Here is a 21,594-nt window from a genome sequence, read left to right on the forward strand (position 1 = left end):
TACGAGCGGCTGGACGAGCTGCGCGAGCGCACCCAGCACCAGTTGAAGGAGGTGCTGGCGTCCGGCGCCGTCGGAACGATGCAGAACCGGTCGGAGCGCGACACGTTCGCTGACATGTACGCCTCCCGGCTGGCCCGGCTGTGGGCGGTGGAGCGCGGCCTGGTCTTCGGCCGGCTCGACCACGTCGACGAGGGCCGGCTCTACATCGGCAAGCTCGGCCTGACCGACGACGAGCAGGAGCGCCTGCTCATCGACTGGCGGGCCCCGGTCGCGCAGCCGTTCTACCGCGCGACCCCGGCGGCTCCCATGGGCCTCACCCGGCGTCGCCACCTGCAGACCCGGGGCCGCACGGTCGTCGCGGTCGACGACGACCTGCTCGACCTCGACGCGCTCACCGAGGACGACCGGGCCACGCTCAACGGCGAGGCCGCCCTGCTGGCGGCGCTGGACGAGCGGCGCACCGGCCGGATGCGCGACATCGTGGCCACCATCCAGGCCGAGCAGGACAAGGTGATCAGGTCCGACCTCAACGGGGTGCTCGTCGTCCAGGGCGGCCCCGGCACCGGCAAGACCGTCGTCGCGCTCCACCGCGCCGCCTACCTGCTCTACACGCACCGGGAGCGGCTGGAACGCCGTGGCGTGCTCATCCTCGGCCCCAACCTGACCTTCCTGCGCTACATCGAGCAGGTGCTGCCCTCGCTCGGCGAGACCGACGTGCTGCTGTCGGCGGTCGGCGAGCTCTATCCCGGGCTGACCGCGACCGCCAGGGACAAGCCCGAGGTGGCCGCGGTCAAGGGCGACCTGCGCATGGCCGAGGTGATCGCCAGGGCGGTGCGCGACCGCCAGCGCGTCCCGCGCAAGCCCGTCGAGCTGCGGCTCGGCCGCTACACCCTGACCATGGACCGCAAGATGCTGGAGTCGGCCGCGAACAAGGCCGCCCGCTCCCGCCGCCCGCACAACCAGGCTCGCGCCGTGTTCGTCCGCTCCCTGCTCAACGCGCTGGCCCGGCAGGCCGCCCGACAGATCGGCAAGGGTCTGATCGACGACGACGAGCTGGCCGACCTGCGCGAGGAGCTGCGCACCGAGCCGGTCGTCAGGTCCGCGCTCAACCGGCTCTGGCCCTACCTCACGCCGCAGCGGCTGCTGCTCGGCCTGTACGGGTCGCCGGACCGGCTGGGTTACGCCGCCGCCGGCCTGACGCCCGAGGAACGGGCCCTGCTGCGGCGCGACGGGGCCCGGGGCGGCGAGTGGACCGAGTCCGACGTGCCGCTGCTGGACGAGGCCGCCGAGTTGCTCGGCGAGATCGACGAGCAGGTGCTGCGGGCCAGCGCGATGGCGGCGGAGGAGGAGCTGGCCGCGGCCCGTCAGGCCGAGGAGCACGAGCGCGAGGCCGAGCTCGCCTACGCCCGCGAGGTGCTGGAGCTGACCGGGCTGTCCGACGTCATGGAGGCCGAACGGCTGGCCGAGCGCCAGCGCGGCGAGGGCCCGCACCTCACCACCGCCGAACGCGCCGCCGCCGACCGCACCTGGGCCTACGGTCACGTCATCGTGGACGAGGCGCAGGAGCTGTCGCCGATGGCCTGGCGGGCCGTCATGCGGCGCATCCCGACCCGGTCCATGACGATCGTCGGCGACATCGCCCAGACCGGTTCGGCGGCCGGGGCGCGCTCCTGGGCCGAGGTGCTCGACCCGTACGTGGCCGGGCGGTGGCGCCAGGAGCGGCTGACCGTCAACTACCGCACGCCCGTCGAGCTCATGGAGGTCGCCGCCCGCGTGCTCGCCACCATCGACCCCGGCCTGGAGGCGCCGCGGTCGGTCCGCGAGATCGGGGCGAGCCCGTGGGCCGCGCCGCTGGCCGAGCTGCCCGCGATCGTCGCGGACGAGGTGGCAGGCGGGGGCAAGGTCGCGGTCGTGGCGCCCGACGAGCTGCTCGCCTCGCTGGGGGAGTCGGTGGAGGGCGCCGTGGTCGTCACCCCCGGCGCCGGGCGCTCCCGCGGCGCGGAGGCGCTCGACGCGCCCGTCGCCGTGCTCGGCGTGGCCGATGCCAAGGGGCTGGAGTTCGACTCGGTGATCGTGGCCGAGCCGGACCTGATCGCGGCCCAGTCGCCGCGCGGCACCAGCGATCTGTACGTGGCGCTCACCCGTGCCACGCAGCGGCTGGGCGTGGTCCACGATCGCCCGCTCTCAGATGCTTTGCGCGGCTTGGCGAGGCGGCCCGATGGAGACTCCGGCAGTGCCGGTGGGGTGCCTGCCGTGCCGGGTAATGGCCGCCCACCTGGGAAAACTTGATGTTTCTGCTGATCGGGACACGGTTGACATCTGAGGCTGAGTCGGTAGTTTGCTGCCCAGTCCAGCACGGGACTTGGCCGGTTGGCCGTCTCTGACATCGCCGGATCCTGCGTCCGTGACGGAGCGTGGCTTCGTCCACACAGCCAGGTGCAGGGCCGTCGGTCCGTCGAGTCGGGGCACCCCAACCGGGCGGGGGGTTGGACCCGGGACGGGCCCGGGAGCCCAGTAGACAACGGAATTCCGCGCTCGCCGCCGACGAGACGGGTCCGGTCCGAAGGGTTTCCGGGCCCTCTTCCCGTTCCCGTGCGCCGGGCTCGTCAGTGCGCCGGGTGGTCCCGTTCCTCGCGGGATCACCCTGTCGCCGCGTCCGGCATGACCGGAGAGCGCCTCCGGGGCGGTAGCGTTTTCGCATAGCAAGGCGTGCGGATCGCGAGGAGACCCCGCAGTGGTGCAGGAGAAGACGGGCCGACCGGCCACCCCCGGAGACGGGAGCGGCCCGCCCACGCCCTCATCCGCCGCCCCGGCCGTTGAAAGTTTCACCGGCTCTGCCGCCCCCACGGACGGCGAACGGCCGCCTCCGGCCGAACGTGAGGGCTCTCGTCCCAGTGATGATGGGCCGCCGGAAGGGCGGAAGCGGAAGCGGCGGGGGCGGACGGTGGGGGAGTCGCGGCGGGTGCTGGCCGCCCGGCTGGGCGCCGCCGTGGCCGGTGGGGTGCTGCTCTATCTGGCGTTCCCGCCGCTCGGGTGGTGGCTGTGCGCGCCGCCCGGGCTGGCGCTGATCGTCGCCTCCCTGTACGGCGCGTGGCCCAGGAGGGCGGCGTGGATCGGCTACGTCGCCGCGGCCGTGTTCCTGACGCCCGCGCTGGCCTGGGTCAGCACGATCGGCGTCGACGTGTGGATCATGCTGGTGGCGGTCGAGAGCCTGTTCTACGCGGCCATGGCCGCCGCCGCGGCGCTGGTTCTCCGGCTGCGGCTGTGGCCGGTGTGGTTCGCGGCGCTCTGGGTGGCGATGGAGTGGGCGCGCGGGCTCGTCCCGATCGGCGGGTTCCCGTGGGCGCGGGTGGCCTTCAGTCAGGGCGAGTCGCTGTTCACCCCGTACGCCGCGCTGGGCGGCGCTCCGCTGGTCTCGTTCGCCGTGGTGGTGTGCGGCGCCCTGATCGCCCACGCGGTGCTCGTACGGCCGCGTACGGGCCTGCTGCGCGGGGTGCCGGTCGCGCTGGCCGTGGCCGTCCCGGTCGTCGCCCTGGCCGTGCCCAGGCCGCCGGACGAGGGCCGCACGGTCAACGTCGGCATCGTCCAGGGCAGCGTGCCGGGCCGCGGCATGCACATCTTCGGCGACGAGCCCGCCGTCGTGCTGAGGAACCACGCCGAGGAGACCAAGCGGCTGGCCGGGCGGGTCCGCGCCGGCGAGCTGCCCGCGCCCGACCTGGTGGTGCTGCCGGAGAACTCCACCGACATCGACCCCTACACCGACGCGTTCGCCTACGGCACGATCCACGACTCGGTGCGCGACATCGGCGTGCCCACCCTGGTCGGCGCGGTCGTGGCGATCGGCGACGAGCATCGCGCGACCCGCAGCCTGGTGTGGGATCCCGCCACCGGTCCCGGCGACTACTACGACAAGCAGAACCTGGTGCCGTTCGGCGAGTACACCCCGTTCAAGGAGCTCGTGCTCGCCCTGTACGAGCGCGCCAACCTGGTCGGCAGGCAGTCCGTCCCCGGCACCGGACCCGGCGACCTGAAGATGGGCCCGGTCACCGTCGGCGCCGTCAACTGCTACGAGGTGGCCTACGACGGCACCGTGCGGGCCACCGTGCGGGCCGGCGGCACGCCGCTGGTGGTGCAGACCAACAACGCCTCCTACGCCCTGTCCAATCTGCCCGCCCAGCAGTTGGCGATGTCCCAGCTGCGGGCGGTCGAGCACAACAGGGCGGTCGTGACGGCGGCCACGACAGGCATCTCCGCGTTCGTCACGCCGGACGGTAAGGTCTCGTGGCAAACCAGGGAGCTGGTTGCCGACAGCACCGTTGTAACCGTGCCGATACGCACCGAACAGACGATCGCCACGAGGGTCGGCGCGGCTCCCGAGTGGGCATTGATGATGTTGGGAGCGGCGGCCACCGTCGTCGCCGCCCGGCGCGGGCGCCGGGCCGACCGGATGATGGGGGACGACTGACGATGGAGACGCTCGGCCGGGTGCTGGTCATCGTCCCGACCTACAACGAGCGCGAGAACCTGCCGTCGATCACCGAGCGGCTGCGGGCCGCGCTGCCCGAGGCCCACCTGCTGGTGGCCGACGACAACAGTCCCGACGGCACCGGCAAGATCGCCGACGAGCTCGCCTCGGAAGACGACCACGTGCACGTCCTGCACCGGCCGGCCAAGCAGGGGCTCGGCGCCGCCTACATCGCGGGGTTCCGGTGGGGGCTGGGCGAGGGCTACGACGTGCTGGTGGAGATGGACGCCGACGGCTCGCACCGGCCGGAGGAGCTGCACAAGCTGCTGACGTCGCTGTCCGAAGGGGCCGACCTGGCGATCGGGTCGCGTTACGTGCCGGGCGGCAAGGTGAGGAACTGGCCGGCCACGCGTGAGCTCCTGTCCCGGGGCGCCAACCTCTACACGCGGATCATGCTCGGCCTGCCCGTCCGCGACGCCACCGCGGGGTTCCGCGCCTACCGGGCGGCCGTCCTGGAGAAGGTCGGGCTGGCCGACGTGGAGTCGCAGGGCTACTGCTTCCAGGTCGACCTGACCCTGCGCACCTGCCGTCACGGGCTGCGGGTCGCGGAGGTGCCGATCACGTTCGTCGAGCGGACGGTCGGCACCAGCAAGATGAGCGGCCGGGTGATGGCCGAGGCGTTCTGGCGGATCTTCCAGTGGGGGCTCGTCGGGCTGCCCGCGCGGCTGCGCGGCCGGCGCTCCTGACCGCAGGAACGCGAGGACGGTTCCGGGCGTTGTTCTACCTAGACGTGTCCTTGATGTGCACAGAACGAGGCGACGATGCGGCTTCTGCTTTTCCTGGCCTTCCTGGCGATCCCCATCCTGGAGGTGTGGCTGCTGATCCAGGTCGGGTCGGTGATCGGCGGCTGGCCGACCGTGGGCCTGCTGGCGGCGGCGGCGCTGCTCGGCTCATGGCTGGTGCGGCGTGAGGGACGCCGCGCCTGGCACAGGCTGCAGGAGTCGATGCGCACCGGTGTGATGCCCGAGCGCGAGCTGGCCGACGGGGCGCTCGTGCTGGTGGGCGGCGTGCTCCTGGTGATGCCGGGATTCCTCAGCGACGTGGTCGGCCTCGCGTGTGTCCTGCCGTTCACCCGGCCGGGGATGCGGCGGCTCGGCGGGTGGTTCTTCGACCGGCGGGTCAAGCGGATGGCGGCGGCTTCCCCGTACGCGAACATGTTCCCGCCCCAGTCCGCGGGGCCGGTGCGCGCGGACGTCCCGCAGGCCGGTCCCCACGGCGGCGCGCCGCGCGGGAAGGTCGTGCACGGCGAGGTCATCCGCGAGGACCGCGACTAGCGACGCCGCCGGTCACGCGCGCAGCAGAAAACCCCCGGGCCGCCGGCCCGGGGGTTCACCGTGAGAGTGATGTCAGGCGCTCTTGCGGCGCTGGGCCCTCAGGACCGCCAGCCGCTCGTTGAGCACCTCTTCCAGATCTTCGATGGACCGCCGCTCGAGGAGCATGTCCCAGTGAGTCCGCGGCGGCTTGGTCTTCTTCGACTCCGGCTGCTCGCCGTCGACCCGCACCGCGGTCGCGCCGCACATGCGGCACTCCCAGGTCGCGGGAATCTCAGCCTCGGCGGCAAGCGGAACCTCGAAGCGATGCCCCTTGGGGCAGGTGTAAGACACCTCCTGGCGCGGGGCCAGATCCGTGTTACGGTCGTTCTCGTAGCTGGTTGCCCCGAGCCGGGTGCCACGAAGCGCGCGCTCGCCCATGTTTGAATGCCTCCTACAGGGCCCCCATGCGTGGGGGGTCTGTCTCCCACGGTGTGTAACGCTTGGTACCGTGATGGGATTCCCACCCGCGGGGAGATCCAATCGCTATACCGCCGAGGAGTTCGGGGCCGCGCCCGCTCGTCAGAGGTTCCTCGGCACCTCGTTGCCCGCCGCGCGGATCGCCTTCGGCAGGTTGACCAGCGCCAGCAGCACGAACCCGAGCACGAAGAAGACGACCATCGACATGATGGCGATGCGGTAGCTGTTGGTGAGCTGCAGGGCGATCGTCACCGTCAGCGCGCCGATGAACGCCGAGCCCTTGTCGCTGATCTGCAGCAGGCTGAAGTACTCGGCTTCCCGGCCCTTCGGGATCACCTGGGAGAAGAGCGAGCGCGACAGCGCCTGGGTGCCGCCGAGCACGATCGCGATGGCGAAGGCCATGAGGTAGAACTGCACCGCCTGCCCTTCGCGGACGAACAGCGCCATCATCACGATCACCGTCCACACCACGATGCTGGCCAGCACCGTGCGCTTGGTGCCGAACCGCTCCGCGAGCCTGCCCAGCAGCAGCGCCCCGAAGAACGCCACGAACTGCACCATGAGGATCGCGGTGATCTGCACCGTGCGGTCCAGTTTGAGCGCCTCGGAGGCGAAGGCCGCGCTGTTGCCGATCACCGTCTGGATGCCGTCGTTGTAGACCAGGTAGGCCACCAGGAACAGCAGCGTCAGCGGGTAGCGGCGCAGCTCCTTCAGCGTCCGCCAGAGCTGGCGGAAGCTGCCGCCCACCGACGCGAGCGCGGTGTGCTCGTGCGCCGGCGCCGGCCGGTTGCGCAGCCGCAGCAGCGGCACGATCGTGAAGGTCGCCCACCACAGCCCGGCCGACATCATCGCGATGCGCACCGACTCGCCCTGGGTCAGCCCCAGGCTCTCGTGGCTCAGGAAGAGCACCAGGTTGAGCGCCAGCAGCAGCCCGCCGCCGAGGTAGCCGATCGCCCAGCCCCGCGAGGACACGCGGTCGCGCTCGTCGGGGGTGGAGATCTGCGGCAGCCACGAGTCGTAGACGACGACCGAGGCCCCGTAGGCGACATTCGCGATGACGAACAGCCAGCCGCCGAGCATGTAGCGGTCGCCCTCGACGAAGAACAGCCCCATCGCGGCGAGCGCGCCGACGTAGGCGAAGACGCCGAGCATCTCCCGCTTGCGGCCGGTGTGGTCGGCCAGCGCGCCCACCATCGGCAGGACCACGATCTGCAGCAGCACCGCCACGGTCGTGATCAGGCCGAAGAACGCGACCGGCCGGATGTCCATGCCGAGCACGTCCACGTAGCCCAGGCCGGGGTTCTGCGCGGCGAGCCGGTCGAAGCCGGCCGCGCAGGTGGCGGCGTCGACCTGGGCGAAGTCCTTGGCGCACGAGGCGGTCTTGGCGACCTCGATGATGTACGGGCCGAGGAAGACGGAGATGATCGTGGTGTAGAAGGCGGAGTTGGCCCAGTCGTAGACGTACCAGCCGCGCTGTTCGCGCCGGCGTACGGCGGGTGACTCGGAGGCGGGGTCGGAGGCCGCGGGGGGTGCGGGTACGGACATGTTGTGGAGTCGCTCCTAGGCGGCCATGCGGCCGGGATGCCACTGGCCGCGCCGCTCCAGGACGTCGCGCAGCCCGGTGATGTTGTCGGTCATGATGCCGTCGACGCCCAGATCGAGCAGGCGCTCCATCCGGGGGGTGTCGTTGATGGTCCAGACGTGCACCTGCATGCCGAGCGCGTGGGCCGTCCGCACCAGGTGGCGGGTGGCGACCCGCAGCCCGCGGAAGCCGACCGGCACCTGCGCGCACGGGATCGCCGCGCGTTTCAGCCTGGCCAGCAGGCGGCCGTAGCCGGAGGTGGCGGCGGCGGCCCGGAGCGCGGCCACGCCGCGCGGCCCGAGCGCCGAGCACACCTCCCGCCCGAGCGCCGCCCTGGCCAGCACCAGCCGCTCGTCGGAGAACGAGGTGAGGCAGATCCGGTCGTAGGAGTTCGTCCGGCGGATCGCCTCGGCCAGCGGCGCGATCGCCCCCGGCTCCTTCACGTCGATGTTGAACCGGATCTCCGGCCAGGTGCCCAGCAGGTCCTCAAGCAGCGGGATCTCGTGGACGCCGCCGACGCGGGCCCGCTTGACCTCCTGGTAAGGCAGCTCCGAGACGCGGCCCCGCCGGTCGGTCACCCGGTCCAGCGTGTGGTCGTGGAAGGCGAGCAGCACGCCGTCGGAGGTGGCGTGCGCGTCGGTCTCCAGATGGGTGTAGCCGAGCCGCACGGCCCGATCGAACGCCTCGAAGGAGTTCTCCGCCCCCTCCAGCGCCCCGCCCCGGTGGGCGAAGGCCAGCGGGCCCGGATGGTCGAGAAAGGCGAATCGGCGGCTGAGCACGGTCTGAAGTATGCCTTCCACGGGTGAACAAAAAGATTACGAATCGGGTAGATTCTGCCACTCCTGGCGGCGGGCCTCGGCCAGCGCGATGGCGGCCGCCACCGCCACGTTGACCGAGCCGACCCGACCCACCTGCGGGATGTAGCAGACGCCGTCGGCGGCGTCCAGCAGCGCGGGGGAGCAGCCGTGGTCCTCGCTGCCGACGACCAGGCACACGTCGCGGCCCAGCGCGGCCCGGTGCAGCGGCACCGCCTCGGCGGTCAGCTCGACCGCCATCACGGTGAAGCCGTCCTCCCTGGCCGCCTTGACGGCCTCCAGCGCGGGCACCGGGTCGTGCCACTTCACCAGCCGGTCGGTGCCGAGCGCGGTCTTGCCCGCCTTCGGGTTGGTGGGCGGGGTGGCGTTGCCGGCCAGCCAGATCTGCTCCACGCCGAACGCCGCGGCGGTACGGAAGATCGACCCGACGTTGAACGGGCCGGTGACCGACTCCAGGATCAGCGCCAGGCGGTTGGCGGTGTTCCTGCGCCAGGTGCGGTTGAGCCGTTTGACGTCGGTGGGGCGCAGCTGCCTTCTCATTTTTCGACCTTCAGTACGCGGTAGGAGGCCCTGGAGGCCTCGCGGGAGGCCCGCCAGCCCTGCTCGCCGAGCCAGCGCTGCAGGGAGTCGGAGCCGAGGTGTTTCTGGACGACCAGGTGGGCGGCGCCGCCGGGGGCCAGCCGCGTCAGCCACCTGGTGAGCATGTCGTGCAGGGCCGCCTTGCCGATGCGGATCGCGGGGTTGGACCAGATCGCCTGGAACGTCACGTCGTCGGGGACGTCGTCGACATGCATCGACCTTACTTTGTCAAGGCCCGCGGCCCGGGCGTTGCGCGCCGTCAGCTCGACGGCCCGCCGGTTCACGTCGACGGCCCACACGGTCGCCTCGGGCGCCCGGGAGGCCATCGTCAGCGCGATCGGGCCGTAGCCGCAGCCGAGGTCGAGCAGGTCGCCGTGCGGGGGCGGCGGCGGGACGGTCTCCAGCAGGATCTTCGTGCCGAGATCGACCCGCTCGGGCGAGAACACGCCGCTGTCGGTCTCCAGCCGCAGATGGAGGTCGGGCAGGACGAGGTCGGCCTGACCCGGCCTGCTCTCGGCCCCCGGCCGTTCGGAGAAGTAGTGCCCCACAGCGGAGAACGTTACGGGATCCGGCTGCCGAACAAGACCGCCGCGCCCCCGACCAGCAGCCCGGCGAAGAGCGCGGCCAGGATGAACTGCTGGGTGATCTCCTGTTCGACCACCTTGTAGCCGAGCGAGGTGCCGATCTGTTCGTAGACCTCGCGCAGCTCGCTGCCGGACTCGGCGGTGTAGGCGCGGCCGCTGGTGCCGTCGGACAGCGCCTGCAGGGTCTGCTTGTTGACCGGGACGTTCACCGGGCGGCCGTCGATGGAGACGGTGCCGTCGGGGGTGCCGTAGGCGATCGTGGAGACCGGCACGTGGGCCTGCTGCGCGGCGTCGGTGGCCTCGCGGACCGAGCGGCCGGAGGTGTTGTCGCCGTCGGACAGCAGCACGATCGCCGAGGGCGGCGGGTCGCTGGTGGCGTCCTGGTCGAAGGAGCGGACCGCGTCGAGCGAGTTGAAGACCGCTTCGCCGATGGCGGTGCCGGGGCGGGTGGTCAGGTTGCCGATGGCGGTCGCCACGGCCTGGTGGTCGGTGGTGGGGGAGATGACCACGTTGGCGGCGCGGGCGAAGGCCACCACGCCGACGTTGAACCGGTCGGGCAGCTCCTGGACGAACGCCTGGGCGGCGGTCTTGGCCGCGGAGATGCGATCGGGCTCGACGTCGCCGGCGTCCATGGACAGCGAGACGTCGAGCGCGATCATGATGGTGGCGCGGTCGCGCGGCACCCGTACCTCGCCGGCGGGCCGGGCGGCGCCGACGACCAGTAGCGACATCATGACCAGGAACAGCACGGGGGGCACGTGGCGGCGCCAGCCGGGGCCGCTCGGCGCGACAAGGTTGAGCAGGGCCAGGTTGGTGAAGCGCACGGTGTAGCGGCGCCGGGCGAACTGCGCGGCCACGTAACCGGCGATGAGGAGCACCACCAGCACGAACAGCCACAGCCAGGCAGGCGACAGGAACGTCAAGGGTTCACCTTCCGGTGTGCCAGGTGGCTCATGCGCCGCTGGCGCAGGACGAACTGGGCGACGTCGAACACCCAGTCGCGGTCGGTGCGCAGCACCAGGTGTCCGACGCCCGCACGGCGCAGCGCGAGGCGGGTGCCCTCCCGCTGGAGGGCGGCGGCCTCCGCGTAGTCACGGCGGATTTTCGGGGAAAGGTGCACTTCGCGTACCTTCCCGGTCTCCGGGTCGGCGAACGCGACGCGGCCCACGTCGGGCAGTTCGAGTTCGCGCGGGTCGATGACCTCGACGGCCAGCGTCTGGTGGCGGGCCGACAGGCGGCGCAGCGGGCGCTCCCAGGGGCGTTCGGCGTCCGGGTCCAGGGTGGGTGCGGCATCCAGGAAGTCGGAGACGATCACGCGCATGCCGCGCCGCCTGCGGGTGGCGGCCAGGACGTCGATGCCCTCGGCGAGGTCGGGCGGGTCGGCGACAACTTGGCCGCGCGGGGCGTCCATGAGCGCGCTGAGCAGCCCGTACAGGGCGGGCCTGCCGGTGCGGGCGGGCATGCGGTGGATGTGCTCGTCGTGGATGACGAGCGCCCCGAACCGGTCGGCCATCCGGCTGGACAGGAACCCGATGGCCCCGACGGCGGCGACGACCAGGTCGCGCTTGTCGGTGTCGGCGGTGCCGAAGTCCATGCTGGGGGACAGGTCGGCCAGCGCCCAGGTCTCCAGCTCGCGGTCGGCGACCAGGTCCCGCACGTGCGGGACGGTCGTGCGGGCGGTGACGTTCCAGTCCATGCGCCGCACGTCGTCCTCGCCGGGCACGTAGACGCGGCTGTCGCCGGCCTCGCTGCCGGTGCCGGGCAGGAGGCCCTGGTGGGCGCCGTGCAGCAGCCCGTCGAGCCGCCGGGTCACGGTGAGCTCCAGGCGGCGCAGGGCCTGTTCGGCTGTGCTCATGTGATGCTCAACGGTTCTGGTTCCAGACGACGAGGGGCGGAGGGACGGCGTGCAGGATCTGGCGTACGACCTCTTCGGGGTCGACGCCGTCGGCGAGGGCGTCGAAGGTGAGCATGAGCCGGTGGGACATGACGTCCACGGCCACGTCGCGCACGTCGTCGGGCAGCAGGTAGTCGCGGCCGCGCAGCACGGCCAGCGCCCGCCCGGCGGAGACGAGGCCGAGCGTGGCGCGCGGGCTGACGCCGACCTCGATGGTGTCGACCAGGTCGGGCAGGCCGTACTCGGCGGGGGAGCGGGTGGCCATGACCAACCGGACGACGTAGTCGGCGACGAGCTGGTGGACCGAGACGTTCTCGGCCGTCTCCTGCAGCGCGGTCAGCCGTTCGGGGTCGAGCACCCGGGAGGGCGCGGGCGGGGTGACGCTCATGCGCTGGAGGATCTGCAGCTCCTCGTGCGCGCTCGGGTGCGGCACCCGCACCCGGAACAGGAAGCGGTCACGCTGCACCTCGGGCAGCGGGTAGACGCCTTCGGACTCGATCGGGTTCTGGGTGGCCAGCACGATGAACGGCCTGGGCAGCGGGTGGGTGACACCGGCGAGCGTGACCTGCCGCTCGGCCATGACCTCCAGCAGCGCCGACTGGACCTTCGCGGGGGCGCGGTTGATCTCGTCGGCGAGCAGGAAGTTGACGAACACCGGGCCCAGCTCGACGTCGAACTTCTCGGTGGACGGATGGTAGACGCGGGTGCCGACGATATCGCTCGGCACCAGGTCGGGCGTGAACTGGATGCGGGCGAACGTGCCGCCCACGACGGTGGACAGGGTCGAGGCGGCGAGGGTCTTGGCGACGCCGGGGACGCCTTCCAGCAGGCAGTGACCACGCGCCAGCAGCGCGACGATCAGCCTCTCGACCATGTGATCCTGCCCGACGATGACCCGCCGGACCTCGTCGAGGGTCTGACGCAGCACGTCCGCGTCCGTTCCGCCTGGCAACTCTTCGGCGACGCTCATGACGCTATTCCACCAAAGGTGTCGCAAACGTGCACGACGCCACGTCTGTGCTTTCATGGCAGATGTGGCCAGTCCGCTTCAGTACGGCGATCCACCACGGCTAGGGCCGTACGTGGTGCAGGCGCGCCTGCACACCGCCCCGGCCGGTTTCGTCTACCTGGGCCAGGGGCCCGACGGCCGCGCGGTCTCACTGGCCCTGCTGACGAGAGGCGCGGCGTTCGACCCCGCGGCGCGCGACCGGTTCGTCACCGCGATCAGGCAGGCGGCGCCGGAGCAGGAGCGGCCGGGCGTGCGCGGCTGGTTCGGGCGCGGCGGCAGGTCGCGGACCGCGGTGCTGGACGAGACGCCGCCGGTGCTGGCGATCAACACCGGCCGGGCGCCGTGGGTGGCGGTCCCGTACGCGCCGGGCCGCCCGGGGGCCGAGCGGTTCCTGGACCCGGTGATGGTGGGCGGCACGCTCATCGGGCAGGCGCACGGCCCGGACTTCGTCCCGTACTGGCTGACCGACCGGGCGCCGGCGCTGGCGCCGCCGGTCAGGCGGCGGCCGCTCACCGAGACGCGCAAGCGGGTGCTGATGGCGGCCCTGGCCCTGGTGCTGCTGCTGTTGCTGGTGACGGTGTTCCTGCTGCTGATGCTGCTGGGACGCTCCGGCGGCGACCCGATGCCGCAGCCGCTGCCGCCGACGCAGTTCCTGCCGACCCCGCCGCCGACGCCGACCTCGCCGGAGCCGCAGGAGCCGACCCCGTCGCCGTCGCCCTCGCCGTCGCAGAGCGGTGAGCAGACGCCCGGCCGCTCGCCCGGTGACGACTCCTCGCAGGATCCGCAGCTTTGACTCTCCCGTAACGGGAGGCTTTAGCCTCGCCGTCATGGAGTTCATCGTTCACGACACCGTTTCCGCCATGGCCGCGACGCTCCGGGAGCCGCTGGAGCGGCGGCCGGACGCGCTGCGGGAGATGCTGGCCCCGATGCGCGAGGTGATCCCGATGCCCGGCGACATCGTCGACATCCACCACCAGGGCGGCGGCTTCCGTGTCGACGGCGAGGACCCCCGCTACCTGGAGGCGCTCGACCGGCTCGCCGCGGCGGACGTGCTGGGCCAGGTGGAGCGCGAGCTGGAGCGCGCCTCCGCGGCGCTGGGGCACCTGAAGCAGGCCGAGACGCTGCAGGTGATGTTCGTGCTCGGCAACCCGGACAACGCCCATCTGATGGGCACCGCGGGCGGCTACTACGGCATGGGCGGCGCCCCCGGCTGGCTCTACCTGCTGGCCTGGCCGGACGAGCGGGTCATCGGGCGGATCGCGCACTGCGCCGTGCACGAGTTCCACCACAACGTGCGGTACACGAACGTGGAGTGGGACCCGGAGAACGTCACCGTCGGGGAGCACGTGATCTCCGAGGGGCTGGCGGAGGCGTTCGTGCGCGAGCTGTCGGGGCCGGAGGCGATGGGGCCGTGGTCGTCGATGGTGACCGGCGCGGACTTCGACCTGGCGTACGAGCGGATCATGGCGGACTTCGGGCTGCGGGGGATGTGGAACACGCCCGCGTACGTGCTCGGCGACGACGCGACCCGGGCGTTCGGGCAGGAGCCCAAGGGGATCCCCAACATGGCCGGGTACGCGGTGGGGCTGCGGCTGGTGGACCGGGCGCTGGCCGGGACGGGCAGGACGGTGGCGGAGCTGTCGGGGCTGCCGGTCGCCGAGATCGTCCGTACGGCCGGGTAGGGGCGCGCCGGTCAGCCGGGGGAGACGAAGCCGGACTCGTAGGCGGCGATGACCGCCTGCGTGCGGTCGCGCGCGCCGAGCTTGGTGAGCACGTTGCCGACGTGGGTCTTGACGGTCTCGGGGCTCACCACCAGCTCGGCGGCGATCTCGCCGTTGGACAGGCCTCTGGTCATGAGCCGCAGCACGTCGCCCTCGCGCCCGGTCAGCCGGTCGACGCCGGGCACGCGGACGGCGGGCCGTCGCGCGGCGAGCGCGCGGATGGCGGCGGGGAACAGCAGCGACTCGCCGGACGCCACCAGCTTCACCGCCCGCACCAGCTCCTCCGGCCTGGCCCGCTTGAGCAGGAACCCGTCGGCGCCGGCGCGCAGCGCGTCGTACACGTAGTCGTCGTTCTCGAACGTGGTCACCACCAGGACCTTGGGCGGCTCCTCCAGGGCGGTCAGGCGGCGGGTGGCCTCGATGCCGTCGAGCGCGGGCATGCGCACGTCCATGAGCACCACGTCGGGCCGCTCGCGCCGCACCACCGGCAGCACCGCGGCGCCGTCGGCGGCCTCGCCGACCACGGTCAGGCCCGGCTCGGTGTCGATGATGATCCGCAGCCCGGCCCGGATGAGGTCCTCGTCGTCGGCCAGCACGACCCTGATCGTCATGGCTCCGACCGTAGCGGGAGCCGGGCCGAGACCCGCCAGCCGCCCCCGTCAGGCCCCGCCGTGATCTCGCCGCCGAGGAGCCTGACCCGCTCCCGCATCCCCTCCAGCCCTCTGCCCCCGCCCGGCGTGCCGTGGTTCGCGCCGGTGCGGTTGCCGATCCGCAGGCAGAGGTCCCCGTCGCGGACGTGGGCCGACAGGCTGATCGGGCCGCGGCCGTGTCTGATGGCGTTGGTGAGCGCCTCCTGGACGATCCGGTAGGCCTCTCGGGAGACCACGGCGGGCACGGACGACAGGTCGCCCACCTCCTGCCGCACCTCGGCCCCGGTGGAGCGCACCAGCGCGTCCAGGTCGGCCAGGGTGGCCCGCGGCGCCCGGTCGCGGTCGTCGCCCGCGCGCAGCACGCCGAGCACGTGGTCCAGGTCCTCCAGGGCGGCGCGGGCCGACTGCTCGATCGCCGCCAGCGCCGTCCTGGCGGTGCCGGGGTCGCGGTCGAGGACCCGGCCCGCGGCGGCGGCCTGGAGCGTGACGACGCTGAGCGCGTGCCCCACCGAGTCGTGCAGCTCGCGGGCCAGCCGGTTGCGCTGGGCCAGCACGCGGGCCCGCGACTCGGCCGCGGCCAGCCGCTCGGCCGGGGTGGGGCCGAGCAGCGCCGGGGCGAGCCTGGCCAGCAGCCCGCCGGACGCGGACACGAGCAGGACGAGCAGCGCCAGCATGGCCAGCCCCGCGGCGGGCCAGCCGATCGCCGACCAGCCTGGCTGCACGCGCACGCCGAGCACGTCGGCCGGATCGCCGGTGAACGGCAGCGCCATCGTCACCGCCGTGAACGGCACGATCGCGAGCGTGCAGCCGCTGGCCAAGCCGCCGATCGCCAGGTGCAGGGTGTACCAGGCGGCGGTGCGCCGGCGTTCCTGCCAGGAGCGCCGGCCCTCCTGCGGGGCGGTCTCGACCGCGACGCCGAGCAGGCTCTGCGCCGCGTTCACCTCCAGCGCGCGCACCGGCAGGAACAGCCCGGTGAGCGCCACCACCGGCAGCGCCGCGGCGAACACGCCGAGCTGCAGGGGCAGCAACAGCAGGGTCGTCGACTCCCGCTGCGCCCATCCGGCGATCAGCACCCCGGCCATCATGTACGGCATCAGCAGCGCCCCGCCGAGGATCAGGCACGCCCACCGCCGCGCCAGGCGCCGATTCCATGTCACACCGGTGATTCTATGTCGAGCTTTATTCGCTCTCGGTGGAATGCGCTTTTGGAGAAATGCGCCCAAGGCGAAAAGATTCCTTAGTCGAGGGCGCGCGGGTCTAGCGTCGACCATGCAATTGGTTCGAGTCGGAAAGGGCGACGTCCATGACGGAGAACGCGCGCACGCAATGGCCTGACCAGCTCAGCCAGCGCCTTCTGAAGGAACGCATCCTCGTTCTCGGCCAGGAAGTCGACGACGACATATGCAACCGGCTGTGCGGTGAGCTGCTTTTGCTGGCGGCCGAGGATCCCAAGCGCGACATCACGCTTTACATCAATTCGCCGGGCGGTTCCGTGCAGGCCGGCATGGCGCTGTACGACATGATGCAGTTCGTGCCGTGCGACGTGGCGACGGTCGCGATGGGGTTCGCCGCCTCGATGGGGCAGCTGCTGTTGTGCGCGGGCGCGCCCGGCAAGCGCTACGCCCTGCCCAACGCCCGCGTCGTGATGCACCAGCCGCTCGGCGGCATCGGCGGCTCGGCCACCGACATCCAGATCCAGGCCGAGAACATGATCTACACCAAGCGGCGGATGGCCGAGATCATCGCCCACCACACCGGCCAGCCGCTGGAGCGCATCCAGGCCGACTCCGACCGCGATCGGTGGTACACCGCGCAGGAGGCTCTGGAGTACGGGTTCGTCGACCACATCGCCGAAGGGATGAACTGACATGAGCGGGCGATACGTCCTGCCGTCCTTCACCGAGCGCACCTCGTACGGCATCAAGGAGATGAACCCGTACAACAAGCTCTTCGAGGACCGGGTGATCTTCCTCGGCACCCCGATCGACGACACCGCGGCCAACGACGTGATGGCCCAGCTGCTCACGCTCGAGTCGATCGACCCCGACCAGGACATCAACCTCTACATCAACTCGCCGGGCGGCTCGTTCACCGCGATGACCGCCATCTACGACACGATGCAGTTCGTCCGGCCGGAGATCCACACCGTCTGCGTCGGCGAGGCGTCCTCGGCGGCGGCGGTGCTGCTGGCGGCGGGCACGCCGGGCAAGCGGGCCGCGCTGCCGCACACCCGGATCCTGCTCCACCAGCCGGCCACCGAGGGCGGCCGGGGCCAGTCGAGCGACCTGGAGATCCACGCCAGGGAGATCCTGCGGATGCGCGACCAGCAGGAGGAGATCCTGGCCCGCCACACCGGGCGCACCGCGCAGGAGATCAGGCGCGACATCGAGCGTGACCGCGTCTTCACCGCCGAGCAGGCGCGCACCTACCGGCTGATCGACGACATCTACGCCTCCCGCAAGCGGTCCCTGGTGACCGCCCGCTGAGCCGCGGGCGCCCGGAAGATGGGCTCCGGGCGCCCGCACCTGTAAGCCCTGGCCCCGTGCCCTCCGGCGCTGGACGAAGGTCGCTACGCTTGCGGGGATTTGTCGGGGTTTCGGGGGAGAAGTGGCGTGCCGCTGGAGCAGGTCCTGATGTTGCTGGTGGCCGCCGCCGGAGCGGGCTGGGTGGACGCCGTCGTGGGCGGCGGCGGGCTGCTGCAACTGCCCGCGCTGATGATGGCCGGGGTGGCGCCCGTCGAGGCGATGGCGACGAACAAGTTCTCCTCCGTGTTCGGCACCGCGTCCGCCGCCGTCACGTACACCCGCACCACCAAGGTGGACCGGCCGGTCGCGCTGCCCGCGGCCGGGCTGGCCGTGCTCAGCGCGGCGCTCGGCGCGTCGGCCGCGGCGGCGATCTCGGCGGAGGTGCTGCGGCCCCTCGTGATGGTGATCCTGCTCGGCGTGGCGGCGTTCGTCACCCTGCGCCCGGCCATGGGCGCGGTCGCCCGCCCGCAGCTCCGCACCCGGGCCCGCGTGACCGTGGCGGTGCTGACGGCGGGCGTGGCCATCGCCTTCTACGACGGCATCATGGGCCCCGGCACGGGCACGTTCCTGATCATCGCGTTCACCGCCCTGCTCGGCCTCGACTTCGTCTCCGCCTCCGCCTCGGCGAAGATCATCAACACCGGCACGAACATCGGCGCCCTGCTGTTCTTCGGCTGGCACGGCCACGTGCTGTGGGTGCTCGGCCTCGGCATGGCCGCCTGCAACATCGCCGGCGCCCAGGCCGGCGCCCGCATGGCGATCCGGCGAGGCACGGGTTTCGTCCGGATCGTGCTGCTCTGCGTCGTGGCGGCCATGGTGTCCAGGCTCGCCTGGCAGCAGTTCGGCTGACGGTCAGGTGACGTGTTCGTACGGACACCGTCAGCGGGCGCGCAGGGCGGCGGCGGCGAGGGCGACGAAGGCGGCCAGGATCGCGGGGATGGCCAGGGCCCGGGGTAGGCCGGTCAGCTCCGCGGCGGCGCCGATGAGCACCGGGCCCGACAGGAAGCCCAGGTAGCCGATGCTCGCCGTCCTGGCCAGCGCCCGGCCCGCGAAGGCCGGGTCGCGGTGCCCGGCCGCCGAGAAAACCTGCGGCACGATGCACGACAGCCCGGCCCCGAACAGGCCGAACCCCGCCACGCCCGCCACCGGGTGGCCGACGAGCAGCGCCATCCCGAGCCCGGCCGCCGCCAGCAGGCCGCACGCCCGGACCAGCGGCACCGGGCCGAACCTGGCCGCCAGCCGGTCGCCCGCCAGGCGGCCCGCCGTCATCATGATGGAGAAGGCGGCGTAGCCAGCGGCCGCGAACCCGGCCGCGGCCCCCATGTGCTCGCGCAGGTAGACCGCGCTCCAGTCGGCCGCCGCGCCCTCGCCGACCAGGCAGCAGAACGCCAGCACGCCCAGGAACACGATCCCCTTCGGCCGGCTCCCCGGCCCGGCGGGCTCCCTGACCGGTGGCGGGCGCAGCGCCCACAGCGACGCCCACAGCGCGAGCGCGGTGATCGCCGCGCCTGCCGACCAGAACGTGACCGCGGGGGAGAGGCCGGCCTGCGCGAACAGCCCGCCGGCGGCGGCGCCCGCGAACCCGCCGAGGCTGAAGACGGCGTGGAAGGAGGACATGACGCGCCGCCCCCACGCCCGCTCCACCACCACCGCGTTGGCGTTCATGGACACGTCCAGCACGCCGTGCACCGCGCCGAAGGCCAGCAGGGCCAGTGCCAGCGTCGCCAGGTTCACCGCGTACGCGGGGGCTACCAGGGCGGGGCCGTGCAGCAGCGCGGCGGGGATCATCACACGGGCGCTGCCGAACCGGTCCACCAGCCGGCCGACCGCCTGCATGCCCGCCATCGCGCCGGCCGCCAGCCCCAGCAGCGCGAGGCTCAGCTCGCCCTCGCCGAGCCCGAGGTCCTGCTTGATGGCCGGGATCCGGGCCGTCCACGTGCCTATCGCGGCCCCCGCCAGCAGGAACAGCAGGTAGACGGCGACCCTGGCGCGCCGGACGTCACCCGGGTCGAGGCCCGTGTCCCCGCCTCCCGCGCCGCCACTTCCCACCGGAGCGGTCCCGGCGTCCCGGCGAGAACGGGGGTTGTGGTCGGGTGTGGCGGCCTCGGGGATTTCAGGGTGCCCGGGGTTGTGGTGGGGTGCGGCGGTCTCGGGGTTTTCCGGGGGCCGGGGGGCGCGCCCGGGTGTGGCGGTCACGAGGGTTCCTGGACGACGCGGACCGTGACCCCTGCCGCGAGGAGGGCGTCGTGCTCCTCGCGGGGGATCCTGTCGTCCGTCACCACCACGTCCAGCCGCGAGATCGGGCACACCGCGCCGAACGCCGTGCGCGCGAACTTGCCCGAGTCGCACACCGCGATCACCCGCCGGGCCGACGCGATCGCCGCCCGCTTGATCGCCACCTCCGGCAGGTCGTGCGCGGTCAGCCCCTGCGCGGCCGACAGCCCGCAGCAGCCGACCACCGCCGTGTCGAACCGCAGCGCCCCGATGGACGTCTCGGCCAGCGGGCCCATGAAGTTCAGCTCGCCCGGCCGCACCTCGCCGCCGGGCAGCACCAGCCGCACCCGCGGCGCCGCCGACAGCAGCGACACCACCTGCAGCGCCAGCGGCACCACGGTCAGCCGGCGGTCCACCAGCGCCCGCCCCACCTCGGCCGCCGTGGTGCCGCCGTCGAGCACCACCGCCTCCCCGTCGGCGATCAGCGAGGCCGCCTCGGCGCCGATGCGCCGCTTGGCCTCCACCGCCTCCCGTTCCCTGAGCGCGTACGGCGGCTCCTCGCCGCGCAGCAGCAGCGACAGCGCGCCGCCCCTGATCCGCCGCACCACCCCCTGCTGGGACAGCTCCTCCAGGTCGCGCCTGATCGTCATCTCCGACACCCCGTGCTCCTCGGCCAGCTCGGCGACGGAGACGGTGTCGTTCGTCCGCAGGGCGTTGAGTATGCGATGTAAACGATCCATATGTTCATATAAACATAGACAATGTGCGCTCTACAATAGGTGCATGCGCGCCAGCCGTCTGCTCTCCCTCCTCCTGCTGCTGCAGACGCGCGGCCGGATGACCGCGCCCGAGCTGGCCGAGGAGCTCGAGGTGTCGATCCGTACGATCTACCGCGACGTGGAGGCCCTGTCGGCCGCCGGCGTGCCGGTCTACGCCGACCGCGGCCCCGCCGGCGGCTACCAGCTGCTCGACGGCTACCGCACCCGGCTCAACGGGCTGACCGCCGAGGAGGCGTCGTCGCTGTTCCTGGCCGGGCTGCCGGGCCCCGCCGCCGAGCTGGGCATGGCCGAGCTGGCCGCCAACGCCGAGCTGAAGCTGCTGGCCGCGCTGCCGCCGGAGCCGCGCTCGCAGGCCGCGAGGATGCGCGAGCGGTTCCTGCTGGACGTGCCGGGCTGGTACCGCGGGCCCGACGACGTGCCCCACCTGAGCGAGGTGGCCGAGGCGGTGTGGGCGCAGCGGCCGCTGCGGATGACCTACCGGCGCTGGGGACGGCAGGTCGTCGAGCGGCTCGTCCACCCGTACGGGCTCGTGCTCAAGGGCGGGTCGTGGTATCTGGTCGCCGCTCCGCCCGGCGAGAGCCCGCGCACCTACCGGGTGGCGCGCGTCCTCACCCTCGCCGCCGAGCCCGGCCGCTTCGACCGGCCGGAGGGCTTCGACCTGGCCGGGTTCTGGAAGGCGTACGCGGCCGAGTTCCGCGAACGGATGTACACCGCGACCGCCGAGATCAGGCTCGCCCCCGGCATGGAGGAGCTGCTCGCCTACACGATGGGCCAGGACGTGGTGGCGGGCGCCCTGGCCGGGGCCGCCGAGCCCGACGCCGAGGGGTGGCGGACGCTCACCCTGCCGGTCGAGTCGATCACCCACGCCCGCTGGCTGCTGCTGCGCATGGGCGCGGGCGTGGAGGTGCTCGGCCCGCCCGAACTGCGCGCTCTCATGGTGGAGGCGGTGGCGGAGCTGCGGAAAATGTATGAGTAAGTCGGGCCCGT

General features: G+C 72.6%; 22 protein-coding genes. 10 read left to right on the forward strand and 12 right to left on the reverse strand.

Annotated features, from left to right (window positions below):
* Positions 1-51: 51 nt before the first annotated feature.
* From AB0K05_RS20110 to AB0K05_RS20125, 4 genes are all read left to right on the forward strand, one after another.
* Positions 52-2,289 (forward strand): UvrD-helicase domain-containing protein, encoded by a 2,238-nt coding sequence (locus AB0K05_RS20110; RefSeq protein WP_364230948.1) that lies wholly within the window; start codon positions 52-54, stop codon positions 2,287-2,289.
* Positions 2,290-2,944: 655 nt separating this feature from the next.
* A complete protein-coding gene (lnt, locus tag AB0K05_RS20115) occupies positions 2,945-4,465 on the forward strand; it encodes an apolipoprotein N-acyltransferase (RefSeq protein ID WP_308248983.1) in 1,521 nt (506 codons plus the stop codon).
* Between the two features lie 2 nt (positions 4,466-4,467).
* Positions 4,468-5,211, forward strand: a complete 744-nt coding sequence (locus AB0K05_RS20120; protein WP_364230746.1) for a polyprenol monophosphomannose synthase — start codon at positions 4,468-4,470, stop codon at positions 5,209-5,211.
* Positions 5,212-5,286: 75 nt separating this feature from the next.
* Positions 5,287-5,799 carry an FxsA family protein gene (locus tag AB0K05_RS20125; protein ID WP_148031449.1) on the forward strand — a complete coding sequence of 171 codons (513 nt, stop codon included), beginning with the start codon at positions 5,287-5,289 and terminating at the stop codon, positions 5,797-5,799.
* A 72-nt stretch (positions 5,800-5,871) separates the two neighbouring features.
* Here AB0K05_RS20125 and AB0K05_RS20130 read toward each other — a convergent pair whose 3' ends face one another.
* The 8 genes from AB0K05_RS20130 to AB0K05_RS20165 form a co-directional block, all read right to left on the reverse strand.
* Positions 5,872-6,216, reverse strand: a complete 345-nt coding sequence (locus tag AB0K05_RS20130) for an RNA polymerase-binding protein RbpA (RefSeq protein ID WP_043625492.1) — start codon at positions 6,214-6,216, stop codon at positions 5,872-5,874.
* A 141-nt stretch (positions 6,217-6,357) separates the two neighbouring features.
* A complete protein-coding gene (locus AB0K05_RS20135) occupies positions 6,358-7,800 on the reverse strand; it encodes an MFS transporter (RefSeq protein WP_148031450.1) in 1,443 nt (480 codons plus the stop codon).
* A gap of 15 nt (positions 7,801-7,815) precedes the next feature.
* A complete protein-coding gene (locus AB0K05_RS20140) occupies positions 7,816-8,616 on the reverse strand; it encodes a glycerophosphodiester phosphodiesterase (protein ID WP_364230750.1) in 801 nt (266 codons plus the stop codon).
* A 36-nt stretch (positions 8,617-8,652) separates the two neighbouring features.
* A complete protein-coding gene (locus AB0K05_RS20145) occupies positions 8,653-9,192 on the reverse strand; it encodes a TrmH family RNA methyltransferase (protein WP_148031452.1) in 540 nt (179 codons plus the stop codon).
* The gene (locus tag AB0K05_RS20150; RefSeq protein ID WP_364230753.1) at positions 9,189-9,779 is read right to left on the reverse strand and encodes a methyltransferase; all 591 of its coding nucleotides are present in this window, start codon (positions 9,777-9,779) and stop codon (positions 9,189-9,191) included. The genes AB0K05_RS20145 and AB0K05_RS20150 overlap by 4 nt, the downstream gene beginning before the upstream one ends.
* Positions 9,780-9,790: 11 nt before the next feature.
* Positions 9,791-10,738, reverse strand: a complete 948-nt coding sequence (locus AB0K05_RS20155; protein ID WP_271277720.1) for a VWA domain-containing protein — start codon at positions 10,736-10,738, stop codon at positions 9,791-9,793.
* Entirely contained in the window at positions 10,735-11,670 is a 936-nt protein-coding gene (locus AB0K05_RS20160; protein WP_148031455.1) for a DUF58 domain-containing protein, read from the reverse strand. The genes AB0K05_RS20155 and AB0K05_RS20160 overlap by 4 nt, the downstream gene beginning before the upstream one ends.
* A gap of 7 nt (positions 11,671-11,677) precedes the next feature.
* On the reverse strand, positions 11,678-12,679 hold the full coding sequence (locus AB0K05_RS20165; RefSeq protein WP_148031456.1) for an AAA family ATPase: 1,002 nt from the start codon (positions 12,677-12,679) through the stop codon (positions 11,678-11,680).
* A 55-nt stretch (positions 12,680-12,734) separates the two neighbouring features.
* Between AB0K05_RS20165 and AB0K05_RS20170 the strand changes: the two genes are divergently transcribed.
* Together AB0K05_RS20170 and AB0K05_RS20175 are read left to right on the forward strand one after the other, a co-directional pair.
* Positions 12,735-13,511, forward strand: a complete 777-nt coding sequence (locus tag AB0K05_RS20170; protein ID WP_187281146.1) for a hypothetical protein — start codon at positions 12,735-12,737, stop codon at positions 13,509-13,511.
* A gap of 34 nt (positions 13,512-13,545) precedes the next feature.
* A complete protein-coding gene (locus tag AB0K05_RS20175; RefSeq protein ID WP_271277721.1) occupies positions 13,546-14,400 on the forward strand; it encodes a DUF2268 domain-containing putative Zn-dependent protease in 855 nt (284 codons plus the stop codon).
* A gap of 11 nt (positions 14,401-14,411) precedes the next feature.
* Here AB0K05_RS20175 and AB0K05_RS20180 read toward each other — a convergent pair whose 3' ends face one another.
* Both AB0K05_RS20180 and AB0K05_RS20185 read right to left on the reverse strand, forming a co-directional pair.
* Positions 14,412-15,050, reverse strand: a complete 639-nt coding sequence (locus tag AB0K05_RS20180) for a response regulator transcription factor (protein ID WP_271277722.1) — start codon at positions 15,048-15,050, stop codon at positions 14,412-14,414.
* Complete coding sequence (locus AB0K05_RS20185; RefSeq protein ID WP_271277723.1) at positions 15,047-16,246, reverse strand: histidine kinase; 1,200 nt, start codon at positions 16,244-16,246, stop codon at positions 15,047-15,049. Before AB0K05_RS20185 ends, AB0K05_RS20180 begins: the two co-directional genes overlap by 4 nt.
* A gap of 146 nt (positions 16,247-16,392) precedes the next feature.
* Here AB0K05_RS20185 and AB0K05_RS20190 point away from each other — a divergent pair, with 146 nt between their 5' ends.
* From AB0K05_RS20190 to AB0K05_RS20200, 3 genes are all read left to right on the forward strand, one after another.
* On the forward strand, positions 16,393-16,956 hold the full coding sequence (locus AB0K05_RS20190; RefSeq protein ID WP_148031459.1) for an ATP-dependent Clp protease proteolytic subunit: 564 nt from the start codon (positions 16,393-16,395) through the stop codon (positions 16,954-16,956).
* A 1-nt stretch (position 16,957) separates the two neighbouring features.
* Positions 16,958-17,575 (forward strand): ATP-dependent Clp protease proteolytic subunit, encoded by a 618-nt coding sequence (locus tag AB0K05_RS20195; protein WP_271277724.1) that lies wholly within the window; start codon positions 16,958-16,960, stop codon positions 17,573-17,575.
* A 126-nt stretch (positions 17,576-17,701) separates the two neighbouring features.
* Entirely contained in the window at positions 17,702-18,463 is a 762-nt protein-coding gene (locus AB0K05_RS20200) for a TSUP family transporter (RefSeq protein ID WP_148031461.1), read from the forward strand.
* Between the two features lie 30 nt (positions 18,464-18,493).
* Here the strand turns inward: AB0K05_RS20200 and AB0K05_RS20205 are convergent, their stop codons facing one another.
* Both AB0K05_RS20205 and AB0K05_RS20210 read right to left on the reverse strand, forming a co-directional pair.
* The gene (locus AB0K05_RS20205) at positions 18,494-19,810 is read right to left on the reverse strand and encodes an MFS transporter (protein ID WP_364230760.1); all 1,317 of its coding nucleotides are present in this window, start codon (positions 19,808-19,810) and stop codon (positions 18,494-18,496) included.
* Positions 19,807-20,568, reverse strand: coding sequence for a DeoR/GlpR family DNA-binding transcription regulator (locus AB0K05_RS20210; protein ID WP_271277726.1), 762 nt, complete (start codon positions 20,566-20,568; stop codon positions 19,807-19,809). Before AB0K05_RS20210 ends, AB0K05_RS20205 begins: the two co-directional genes overlap by 4 nt.
* A 43-nt stretch (positions 20,569-20,611) precedes the next feature.
* On the opposite strand from AB0K05_RS20210, the gene AB0K05_RS20215 reads away from it, so the two are divergent.
* Positions 20,612-21,583, forward strand: a complete 972-nt coding sequence (locus tag AB0K05_RS20215) for a WYL domain-containing protein (protein WP_148031464.1) — start codon at positions 20,612-20,614, stop codon at positions 21,581-21,583.
* Positions 21,584-21,594 lie beyond the last annotated feature (11 nt).

It is taken from the genome of Nonomuraea sp. NPDC049486, from assembly GCF_040676925.1.
GTDB classification, from domain to species: Bacteria; Actinomycetota; Actinomycetes; order Streptosporangiales; family Streptosporangiaceae; genus Nonomuraea; species Nonomuraea ferruginea.

What these genes read in the sequence shown, in the direction of transcription:
- AB0K05_RS20160 (WP_148031455.1), bottom strand. Translation starts at nt 11,670, where the DNA reads ATGAGCACAGCCGAACAGGCCCTGCGCCGCCTGGAGCTCACCGTGACC.
- AB0K05_RS20135 (WP_148031450.1), bottom strand. Translation starts at nt 7,800, where the DNA reads ATGTCCGTACCCGCACCCCCCGCGGCCTCCGACCCCGCCTCCGAGTCA.
- AB0K05_RS20145 (WP_148031452.1), bottom strand. Translation starts at nt 9,192, where the DNA reads ATGAGAAGGCAGCTGCGCCCCACCGACGTCAAACGGCTCAACCGCACC.
- AB0K05_RS20210 (WP_271277726.1), bottom strand. Translation starts at nt 20,568, where the DNA reads ATGGATCGTTTACATCGCATACTCAACGCCCTGCGGACGAACGACACC.
- AB0K05_RS20175 (WP_271277721.1), top strand. Translation starts at nt 13,546, where the DNA reads ATGGAGTTCATCGTTCACGACACCGTTTCCGCCATGGCCGCGACGCTC.
- AB0K05_RS20125 (WP_148031449.1), top strand. Translation starts at nt 5,287, where the DNA reads ATGCGGCTTCTGCTTTTCCTGGCCTTCCTGGCGATCCCCATCCTGGAG.
- AB0K05_RS20165 (WP_148031456.1), bottom strand. Translation starts at nt 12,679, where the DNA reads ATGAGCGTCGCCGAAGAGTTGCCAGGCGGAACGGACGCGGACGTGCTG.
- AB0K05_RS20180 (WP_271277722.1), bottom strand. Translation starts at nt 15,050, where the DNA reads ATGACGATCAGGGTCGTGCTGGCCGACGACGAGGACCTCATCCGGGCC.
- AB0K05_RS20130 (WP_043625492.1), bottom strand. Translation starts at nt 6,216, where the DNA reads ATGGGCGAGCGCGCGCTTCGTGGCACCCGGCTCGGGGCAACCAGCTAC.
- AB0K05_RS20215 (WP_148031464.1), top strand. Translation starts at nt 20,612, where the DNA reads ATGCGCGCCAGCCGTCTGCTCTCCCTCCTCCTGCTGCTGCAGACGCGC.
- AB0K05_RS20120 (WP_364230746.1), top strand. Translation starts at nt 4,468, where the DNA reads ATGGAGACGCTCGGCCGGGTGCTGGTCATCGTCCCGACCTACAACGAG.
- AB0K05_RS20170 (WP_187281146.1), top strand. Translation starts at nt 12,735, where the DNA reads ATGGCAGATGTGGCCAGTCCGCTTCAGTACGGCGATCCACCACGGCTA.
- AB0K05_RS20195 (WP_271277724.1), top strand. Translation starts at nt 16,958, where the DNA reads ATGAGCGGGCGATACGTCCTGCCGTCCTTCACCGAGCGCACCTCGTAC.
- AB0K05_RS20190 (WP_148031459.1), top strand. Translation starts at nt 16,393, where the DNA reads ATGACGGAGAACGCGCGCACGCAATGGCCTGACCAGCTCAGCCAGCGC.